General features: G+C 56.7%; 11 protein-coding genes. 3 read left to right on the top strand and 8 right to left on the bottom strand.

Translation table 11 applies throughout. The features are described from left to right. Window positions 1–41: 41 nt before the first annotated feature. The 4 genes from JCM17844_RS07820 to JCM17844_RS07835 form a co-directional block, all read right to left on the bottom strand. Entirely contained in the window at window positions 42–941 is a 900-nt protein-coding gene (locus JCM17844_RS07820) for a DUF2336 domain-containing protein (protein ID WP_150000424.1), read from the bottom strand. 218 nt (window positions 942–1,159) lie between these two features. Next, entirely contained in the window at window positions 1,160–1,894 is a 735-nt protein-coding gene (locus JCM17844_RS07825; protein ID WP_150000425.1) for a YheT family hydrolase, read from the bottom strand. Continuing rightward, window positions 1,840–2,196 carry a hypothetical protein gene (locus tag JCM17844_RS07830; RefSeq protein ID WP_150000426.1) on the bottom strand — a complete coding sequence of 119 codons (357 nt, stop codon included), beginning with the start codon at window positions 2,194–2,196 and terminating at the stop codon, window positions 1,840–1,842. The genes JCM17844_RS07825 and JCM17844_RS07830 overlap by 55 nt, the downstream gene beginning before the upstream one ends. 60 nt (window positions 2,197–2,256) lie before the next feature. After that, entirely contained in the window at window positions 2,257–2,739 is a 483-nt protein-coding gene (locus tag JCM17844_RS07835; RefSeq protein ID WP_150000427.1) for an Lrp/AsnC family transcriptional regulator, read from the bottom strand. A 198-nt stretch (window positions 2,740–2,937) separates the two neighbouring features. On the opposite strand from JCM17844_RS07835, the gene JCM17844_RS07840 reads away from it, so the two are divergent. Beyond that, window positions 2,938–4,266, top strand: coding sequence for a hypothetical protein (locus JCM17844_RS07840; RefSeq protein WP_150000428.1), 1,329 nt, complete (start codon window positions 2,938–2,940; stop codon window positions 4,264–4,266). 139 nt (window positions 4,267–4,405) lie between these two features. Then, the gene (gene trxB / locus JCM17844_RS07845; protein WP_150000429.1) at window positions 4,406–5,377 is read left to right on the top strand and encodes a thioredoxin-disulfide reductase; all 972 of its coding nucleotides are present in this window, start codon (window positions 4,406–4,408) and stop codon (window positions 5,375–5,377) included. A gap of 63 nt (window positions 5,378–5,440) precedes the next feature. Here trxB and JCM17844_RS07850 read toward each other — a convergent pair whose 3' ends face one another. The 4 genes from JCM17844_RS07850 to JCM17844_RS16575 are packed head-to-tail and all read right to left on the bottom strand — an operon-like array spanning window position 5,441 to window position 8,764. Next, on the bottom strand, window positions 5,441–5,971 hold the full coding sequence (locus JCM17844_RS07850; protein ID WP_150000430.1) for a flavin reductase family protein: 531 nt from the start codon (window positions 5,969–5,971) through the stop codon (window positions 5,441–5,443). Window positions 5,972–6,025: 54 nt separating this feature from the next. Continuing rightward, on the bottom strand, window positions 6,026–6,946 hold the full coding sequence (locus tag JCM17844_RS07855; RefSeq protein WP_210431616.1) for an MBL fold metallo-hydrolase: 921 nt from the start codon (window positions 6,944–6,946) through the stop codon (window positions 6,026–6,028). A gap of 13 nt (window positions 6,947–6,959) precedes the next feature. After that, on the bottom strand, window positions 6,960–8,291 hold the full coding sequence (locus tag JCM17844_RS07860; protein WP_210431617.1) for an AMP-dependent synthetase/ligase: 1,332 nt from the start codon (window positions 8,289–8,291) through the stop codon (window positions 6,960–6,962). Further along, window positions 8,213–8,764 carry an AMP-binding protein gene (locus tag JCM17844_RS16575; protein ID WP_210431618.1) on the bottom strand — a complete coding sequence of 184 codons (552 nt, stop codon included), beginning with the start codon at window positions 8,762–8,764 and terminating at the stop codon, window positions 8,213–8,215. The genes JCM17844_RS07860 and JCM17844_RS16575 overlap by 79 nt, the downstream gene beginning before the upstream one ends. A 166-nt stretch (window positions 8,765–8,930) precedes the next feature. Between JCM17844_RS16575 and JCM17844_RS07865 the strand changes: the two genes are divergently transcribed. After that, the gene (locus tag JCM17844_RS07865; protein WP_150000431.1) at window positions 8,931–9,278 is read left to right on the top strand and encodes a PilZ domain-containing protein; all 348 of its coding nucleotides are present in this window, start codon (window positions 8,931–8,933) and stop codon (window positions 9,276–9,278) included. The last annotated feature ends 183 nt before the right edge of the window (window positions 9,279–9,461 follow it).

The following is a 9,461-nucleotide window of genomic DNA, read 5'->3' on the forward strand; positions in this document are numbered from 1 at the left end:
TTGCGTAATAATAAAATGCGGGGGAAAGGCCGCGCGGTGGATTAGTCTGTGTCCGAAGGGATCGTCACGTGCCGTCCCTCGTCCAGCGCCGCCAATAGCCGCCCTGCAGCTCCTTCTTTGAAGCCGGCTTTCTTCAGCAGTTTTATCAGATGTGTTTTGCTGTCGGAGCGGACCACCGCTTCGATTGCCGATATCTCGATCCCGGTTTTATAAGACATCACGCTTTCAAAAAACCGCATGCCGCCGCGCCGGGTCAGGTCGGCAAGGAACCGTGCATTCACCGCTCCACGCGATTCAAGCTGCCGGATATATTCATTGAGAGCCCCCCGGCTGGCATCCTCCATCCAGTGCAGAAGAGCGATATTTTTCACCGACTCGTTCAAAGAGCCAGCAAGAGCCGGATCCAGTTCATAACGCTCCACCAGAACCACACGACAGGCATCAGACACATGGTTGATCAGCCGCTCCACAATCTCCAACGGCAAATCGCCCCGCTTGCTCAATTGATCCATCATCGCCTTGTTCGTCTCGAAACGCTGCATAAGCGGATCGCAGGCCGACCCAAGTTCAGCACCGGGATTGCGGATCAAAAAAGTAACCGACCGCTCGCCCCCGGTTTGGGCAATGGCAAGGGCCACCACATCAGGGACCCGAGAACGGCGGACAATGGCAATTTTTGCGGATTCCGATAATTCCCGCGCCAGAACTGCCAGCTCTTCATCGCTGAAGACGGTGGTTTGCATCAGGAAAGGAGAGGAAATTTCCTCAATATCGCGGGCAATAAGATCGGCAAGTCCGAAAGGAAGGGAGTTTGCGCGGCGCAGTTCAAAGGCAAGGGTCTGGCGCACTTCAACGCTAAGATCGCGGGCAAGGGTTTGCGCCACATCCAAAACAACGCGGCGCTCATCATCGTCGTGATCATCGACTAGAAACAACCCCACCTTTCGCGCCAGAACAACCTTTTCAAGCTGTGCCCGGTTGGAGGATGAGGCAGCATCAGCCCCTTATAATCCATATTTTCATGCCTTCGGGTCTGCTCCAGCCACCACAATAACCGCATCAATCTTAACAATTGTTATAAGGTGATAAAGCGCAACTGTTAATATTTTACCAATTGCTCTAAAATTCACCGATACGGGGCGGCAGGCAAGGTCAGTTCTCAGCCCAATATTGCCAAATACTGGCAAGCCAAGTCCACATACCAAGGGCGTTTGGCATGGCGGCCATGAAAGCCCACATGGCCGCCACCGCGTGCGATCATAACGGTCACATCCGGTCGTTTCGGCCACTGTGTTGCATGATAGCTTTGCAGAGGAATCCAAGGGTCGTCATTGCTGTGCAAGACAAGCGTCGGAATACATATTTCTGACGCCACAGTTTGCATGGAGGCCCGCCGGTAATAATCCTCCGCCCCTTCAAATCCATGGGCTGGGGCCACAAGCGCATCATCAAAATCACGCACGGTCCGAAGCGTTTCAAGCTTGTCCGCCAAAGGCGTACCACAAGCCACCCATGATCGGGCATCCCGCTTCATCCAGTGCATAAGGGCCGCATGATAAATCCGATTACGGGGCGCGGCGATGCGGCTTTGGGTGGCATGAAGATCCACCGGCGCACATACGCTCATCACCCCGGCCAATGTATCCGGCTTGCCTTTCTGGCCTGCCTCCCCGGCCAAACGCAGCACCATATGGCCGCCCAGAGAAAAGCCGATCATCGCCACCGGACGCTTTGGAAAACGCACGGCAAGGCCGCTCAAGACATCGCGCAAATCCTGTGTCAGCCCCGCATGATAAGGCCCGCGGCTATAAGCTGCGGATGGCCCGACACCGCGCAAGTTCAAGCGCACCACCCCATAGCCTTGCGCAAGCAACCCGGCGGCACAAAGATGCATATAGCACTGTCTTCACAGCCCCCCAATCCGTGCACCAGCACCACCAGAATATCTTTTTCAATATGCTGCTGATCGGGATGATTGATCACAGCACTGAGCGCGCCTTTTGCCGGCGGAGATAGTGGCAACGTCAAGCGCTGCTGGCGCGCAGAGAGTTTAGGCAATGTGCGCACAAACCGGTTGCGCAAGGTTTGAAGATCCCCCCCCAGCCACGGCGCACGTGGGCGAAAGCCCCTCACCGTCTGCAAGAAAGGCGCCGTCGGGTCCCCCGCCAGCAGGTGATAGCCACATGCCTCGTTCATGGAGTCACCCTGTTTCAAAAGAAAAACCCGCAATGTTGAAAGAGAGTGACCACCCTTCGCTTATTTTTGCGGTAAAGGCAGCGGCACGCCGGGCACGCGCTTGGATGACCGAATGGTCAAAGAAGTTTTGACGCTTTCCACATTTGCCGAAGAGGTCAATTGGGAGGTCAGGAAACGCTGGAATTCCGCCAAATCGCGCGCAACGATTTTCAGGATGAAGTCGATTTCGCCATTGAGCATGAAACACTCGCGCACCAACGGCCAATCTGCCACATGTTTTTCAAAGGCCTGAAGATCGGCATCCGCCTGGCTGCGCAAAGACACCAGGGCAAAAACGGTGATCCCGAAACCTAAGGATTCCTGATCGAGATCCGCATGATAGCCACGGATAAAGCCGGCTTCTTCCAAAGCCCGCACCCGACGAAGGCACGGCGGGGCAGTGATACCAACCCGTTCAGCCAAATCTACATTTGTGATACGGCCTTCGTCTTGCAGTGTGGTGAGAATTTTCATGTCCACTGCATCAAGTTTAACTCTGGGCATGCCCCATCGCTCCATCAATTACCACGTGAATGACTTTCAATCGTTCTGGCTGTGCACCGAACAACAATATTATAAGGTCTGCTTAGGAAATTGCCAAGATGGCCCGAAAAGAAAGATCAGGGTTTACCTCTTGACAAAGATAAGGGCAGAATCGCACAGGGGATGTGTGGACGCGCGACAATATCTAAGGCAGGGCCTATGCAAAACGCGAACGGAGCGCTTACCAAAGAGGCAAGCAAATCCGAGTCGACTGAAGAAAAGACAGCGTTATTCACAGCGCTGGCGGACCGTTTGCTGACGGCTTCCTCCACCGAGGACGCCGAGCGGCGCGCCTATTTCCTGCGCCTTCTGGAAAGCCTGATGGCCGAAGCCTCGGTGGTCGCACGCCAGAAACTGGCAGAACGCACCGCCGATATGACCACCCCTCCGAAAGATCTGGCCTGCCTTTTGGCCCGCGATCGTGCGGATATTGCCGCCCCCATTTTACGTAAAGTGCCCTTCAGCCCACCGGAACTGATCGAACTGGTGATGCGATCCGGCCCCGAACATCACATCATAATTGCCAAACGCGCCGATCTGACATTGGATGTATGGCTGGCACTTGCCCGTGTGGCTGCACGGCGGGCACAGGTCGAGGATATCGTTCAAAAAGCGGCCCGGGAAGCCCCCAAGCCGGTGACCGGTTTTTCCGAGACGCCTGCCCCTTCTTTTGAAGCGCAAGAGGCCCCAGAACCAGCACAGCCCCCTGAAGCACAACGGACGACGGCAGAGCCAAGCCGTCGGGAAAAGGTGCAAGAAAAGACCGCAGGGCAGATGCCTGAACAAGTCCTTGAACAGGCGCCGGAACAAGCGCCTGAGCAAATGCCTGAGCAGGCTCTCCATCACGCCCCGACGGACACTGGCCCTGCGCCTTCCCAAAATCATGGGCATGACGAGCATAAGCTGATTTCCACCCCCTATCGGCAGCCGACCATCGAGCCCTTGATCGACAAAAGTGACGACAGTTGGCAATTCGAAACCCGCCGCGATGGCACAATTCATCGCCTATCTCCCAATGCAGAGATGGCTTTCGGGCGCGCCACCCCATCGCTTTATGGCGATAAATTCGCCGCCGCTTTACAAGCCCATGCCGCAGCCCCTGTGGACGATGAGATTTCCCCTGCAATGGCCCGCCATCGCCCCTTACGTGATCTGATCGTGGAAACGCAGGTGGGGCAGGAAGCACCCCGACGATGGCGTTTGCGGGCACAGCCGCGGTTTTCCTTTCCCGATGGACGGTTCGAGGGATATTCAGGTTCGGCGCGTGACATGGATATGGCGACCCAAGCGGCACGGCCACCCAAAAGCCCCGAAGACCTGCTGGACCGCATGGCCTATGCCGCCGAGCGTTTGTCCCTGTCCACCACATCGCCGGAACTGGAAGACTATGCCCGCACCATGCGCGATTGTGTGGAGGCCCTGAAAACCATGCCCATGTCCGTGCGCATATCCGCCAGCCCTATGAGCGGTATCAAACACAGCGATTGATCCATCCAGAACCTCCCCAAAGGCGCTCCGGTCTTGCGTCCACAGGCTCGCTTGCCTAAATAAATCGCTCGGCCCTTCGTGGCCGCTTGTCATTCATCAAGATTTCAGCCCCCTTGCGGGCCTTTTTCGGAGTTGCGCCATGCCCGAGACCCATCACAGCAAAGTTCTGATCATTGGATCGGGTCCGGCGGGCTATACCGCTGCGATCTATGCGGCCCGCGCCAATCTTGAGCCCACCATCGTGGCCGGATTGCAGCCCGGCGGACAATTGACCATCACCACCGATGTGGAAAATTATCCGGGTTTCGCCGATGTGATCCAAGGCCCATGGCTGATGGAACAGATGAAGGCGCAAGCGGAACATGTGGGCACCAAGCTGATCAACGACATCATCACCGATGTGGATCTGGACAGCCGCCCCTTCAAAATGGTGGGCGATAGCGGCACCCATTATAGCGCGGATGCCATCATCATTGCCACCGGTGCACAGGCCCGCTGGCTGGGATTGCCTTCGGAAGAAACCTTTCAGGGATTTGGCGTTTCCGCCTGCGCCACCTGCGACGGATTTTTCTATCGCAACAAAGAGGTGGTGGTTGTGGGCGGCGGCAATACAGCGGTGGAAGAAGCCCTGTATCTGACCAATTTCGCATCCAAAGTCACTTTGGTGCATCGCCGCGATAGCCTGCGCGCCGAGAAAATCTTGCAAGACCGTTTGTTCGCCAATGAAAAGATCTCGGTGATCTGGGACCATCAGGTGGAAGAAATCCTTGGCGACAAAGATCCGCTTGGCGTCACCGGCGTGCGCCTTGCCCATCGGGAAACCGGGGAAACGCAAGAGATTGCCACCCACGGCGTTTTCATCGCCATTGGCCACTCCCCCGCCACAGAGCTGTTCAAAGGCAAGCTAAAAATGGATTCCCACGGCTATATCCAAACGGCACCGGATTCCACAGCCACCGATATTCCCGGGGTTTATGCCGCAGGCGATGTGACCGATTCCGTCTATCGGCAGGCTGTAACGGCGGCGGGCATGGGCTGCATGGCAGCGCTGGAATCCGAGCGTTTCCTTGCCGCCCAATCGGTGGGCACCAAGGCCGCTGCGGCGGAATAAGCAGCCTTACCCCCTTTATAAACAGCAAGGCTTGGCTTTTATGGCCAAGCCTTTTCGCGTTCTTCAGCCCAGCCCGCCCAATGCGCCTTCATGGAATACCAAAGGCTCTCCGGCGCAGGTGGTCACGCGCTCCACGCGGCCCAGCAAAATGCGATGATCGCCGCCGGGATAAAGGGCAAAGCGCTGGCATTCAAACACCGCCAGCGCCCCTTTGGGCACCGGAATACCAAGGCGGGTTTCCTGGGTTTCACAATCACGAAAGCGATGCTCCCCCGGCCCGGCAAAAGCCTGCGCCACAGCGCTTTGATCCGCAGCCAGAACGCTGATGGCATAGGCATCGGCCTCGATAAAAGCCGGGGCATAAGCGGAACGTTCTTCGATACTCCACAAAACCAGCGGCGGATCAAGGCTGACAGAAGCAAAGCTGTTGATGGTAATGCCCACAGCTTGCCCTGCCATATCAAGGGCCGTGACCACAGCAACACCCGTGGGATAACGGCCCAAGGCAATGCGGAAAGCCCGCCGGTCTTCATCCACCGGCAGGCCATGATCATCATCAAAGGCAAAACTCAGGCTGTCTGCGGCCTCATTCATGCTGTGCTGTCATCCTGTTTTTTTCTCGATCCTCTGCCGCGTGCCGGATAGCCCTTAATGATGCGCTGTTTCAAGGCTTTGATACACCGCCCGCAAAAAGGCTTCGGGATTGATAAAGCCGCTGCCCCATGCGTCGTCATAATCCGACATGGGTTTGGCGGCGATCACCTGTTCAAGGCTTTGGCCATCCTCCCTCAAGGCGGCCACCCGGTCGCGGGCGACTTCCAGCACCTTCAAATAGCGTTCCACCTTTGATCGGTCGGCCAAAGGCCCATGCCCACCGATAAAAGCCGTGTCGGCATCGGCAAGAGCCAAAGCCTGTTTGATACCCGTGATCACCCCATGAAGATTGCCGCCACTGCCGATATCAATAAAGGGATAGCGGTCCACAAACAGCAAGTCCCCCATATGGATCACATTGCTTTCGGTGAAATGGATAAAACTGTCGCCATCGGTATGGGCATGGGCCACATGATAAGCACGGGCTTCTTCCCCCAGATGGAGCGCCACTTCATCATTGAAACTTAAAACCGGCAGGGCTTCTTTGGGGCGGGCTTCCGTATTGCGCCGGGCATTTTCAAAGCGCTGCGGTTCAGAAAGTCGCTTATAGACATTGTCATGGGCAACGATCACCACACCCGCCTTGCCCAGATTTTCATTCCCGCCGGTATGATCGCCATGCCAATGGGTATTGAGCAGGAATTTCACCGGCCCGCTCTCCAGCGCCTCGACAGCTTTCAAGATGCGGTCCGTCAGCGGAGCGAACTGGTCGTCGATCAGCACAACACCATCTTCGGTGGTCAGCGCGCCGATATTTCCGCCAGCGCCAAACAGCACATGCACATTACCGCCCACATGTTCGGCGCGGATTTCCACATTCGAAAAATCATTCTGCGCCGCCACGGGGGCGCCAAAGGCCACCCCCAGCGCCATCACGGCGCCCATGGTTTTCAAAAGAGCTGATGTCGATTTCATGGCCGTTTCCTTTTCACTTACCTTTTGCCCCGCCACCATAAAGGTTTTCGATGCGGCTGCGATAGATCTTCCCGATCACATGCCTGCGAATTTTCAAAGTGGGAGTCATTTGTTCATTCTCGATAGAAAACGGCTCGTCGGCCAAAGCAAAGCGGCGCACTTTTTCCAGATTGGACAAGCGCTTATTGACACGGCTGATGGCGGCATCGATGGCCGTGTGCAAATCCGGATCGGCAACAAGCGCCGCATAATCGTTGGTTTTTCCGGTTTCTTTTGTCCAGCTTGCCAGCCATTCCGGATCCGGCACCACAAGCCCCACAAGATACGGCTTGTCATCGCCATAAACCATCACCTGCGCGATCTCCATTTCCAGAGCCAACATGCCCTCCACCCGCTGCGGAGAAACATTTTCACCTTTATCGGAAACGATCAGGTCTTTCTTGCGGTCGGTAATCACCAGATGGCCATCTTCATCCAGAATCCCGATATCGCCGGTATGCAGCCAGCCGTCTTTGATGGTGTCGGCCGTGGCGCGATCATCGCCCCAATAGCCTTTCATCACCAAAGCGCCGCGCACCAGAATTTCTCCGTCATCGGCGATTGTCAGTTCCACGCCTTTCATAGGCGGGCCAACACTGTGGGTTTTGGAATGGGTGGGGCGGTTCACCAAAATAATGGGGCCGGCCTCGGTCTGGCCATAGCCTTGCAACAAAGGCAGGCCAAGGCCCGTGAAAAACTCCCCCACATCCTTGTTCAGCGGCGCGCCGCCTGAAACCAGCGCCTTGAGCCGCCCGCCGAAACGCCGCCGCACCTTGGCCCGCACAAGGCGGTCGAACAGCTTGTCCTGTATCCGTTCGAAAAAGCCCAGCCGGCCCCCTTGCCGGTGCCGTTTGATGCCCAGCGCCAAAGCCTTGTGGAACAGCTTTTCCTTTAGCCCGCCCTCTTTTTCCACCTGCCGCAAAACACGGTTGCGCAACATTTCGAACAAACGCGGCACCACCACCATGATGGTGGGCTTTGTTTCGGCCATATTGCTGGCCAGCTTGTCGATTCCTTCCGCATAATAAATCTCGGCGCCGATCGAAACCGGCAGCGCCTGCCCCGCCGAATGTTCATAGGCATGGCTTAGGGGCAAGAAAGACAAGAAGCGGTTTCCCGCCAGCCCGATTTCCGACAACACATCGCACGCCCCCATGCAATTATGCAAAATCGCCCCATGATGGATCATCACCCCCTTGGGCGCACCGCCGGTGCCGGATGTATAGATCAAACACGCAACATCCTCGCGCGATAAGGTAGAGGCGGCTTCCCGCACCGCATCCACACAGGCGGGTTGTGCCGCCAACACATCGTCCAGCGCAACATGCGGGCATTGATGCTTTGGGTCAGGCGCGGCTCTTCCATGGCGATAACAAATTCGGCACTATCGCTTAAATGCGCGGCCGGCAAAACCGTACGCGCCAACTTGGCCGTGGAAACGATCACCCCTTTGGCGCGGCTGTTTTCCAGAATATGCTGATAATCGCTGGTGGTGGATGTGGTATAGGCGGGAACGGTGATCGCGCCCGCGGCCATGATGGCGAAATCGGCAATCAACCATTCCGGGCGGTTTTCCGAAATCAGCGCCACCCGGTCGCCCGCCTGCACCCCTTCCTTGATCAGGGCGCGAGACATCCGCGCCACTTGATCCACCACCTCGTCCCAGCTTTGCGCCTGAAACCGGCCTTCCGATTTTGCCCATAAAAACGGTTTTGTGCCGTTTTTCCGGGCTTGCTCAAACAGCATCTGGACCAAATTCTGATATTTTTCCGGGCCCATTCGGCACTCCCCGTATTGATCTCGGTGTAAAATTCTGTGTTATTTGTTTTAGCTTTAGCGCTTGGTCGCTCGGCTTGGCAATAAAGACGGCAGGTTAAATGACAGATCGTTTCGGCCAGGATCGGTCTTTAACGGCTGTAAAAGACATGTAAGGAGTACGTTCCGCATGACATCCGAAGAACAAAACAGGCGCGCTGATGACCGGTTGCCGGTTCTATGGCACGGCACGATCATCACCGTTGATGATCGCTCTGTTCCCTGTCGCGTTCTCGATGTGTCCTTGGCAGGAACCTATATCGAATGTGCCTTGGCCGTCCGCTTGGGCGAAGAACTGATCCTGAACATTCCGGAACTGGGGGAATTTGCCGGCGAGGTGCAGTGGATGCGCAATGGCTCTTTTGGTCTGGCGCTGGCCGCCGGCCCCGATCTTTTGCTCAAAAAAATTGCTGAAGATGGCGAAACCTATCCCGGCCTTGCGGGGTTAAGGGATGAACAGGACGATCCCGCGCCATAACGCTCCCCTCTCCCGTCACACCGGACACACCCCAGCCGTCACACCGGGCACACCCCAGCCGTCACCCCCGGGCACATCTAAACCGTCACCCCCGGGCACACCTAAACCGTCACCCCCGGACTTGATCCGGGGGTCCAGTCAACAGCGTGCCACCCTCCGCCAGCGAAAGTCTGGATTCCCGCC

This window comes from Iodidimonas gelatinilytica (assembly GCF_008579125.1).
Classification (GTDB): Bacteria; Pseudomonadota; Alphaproteobacteria; order Sphingomonadales; family Rhodothalassiaceae; genus Iodidimonas; species Iodidimonas muriae.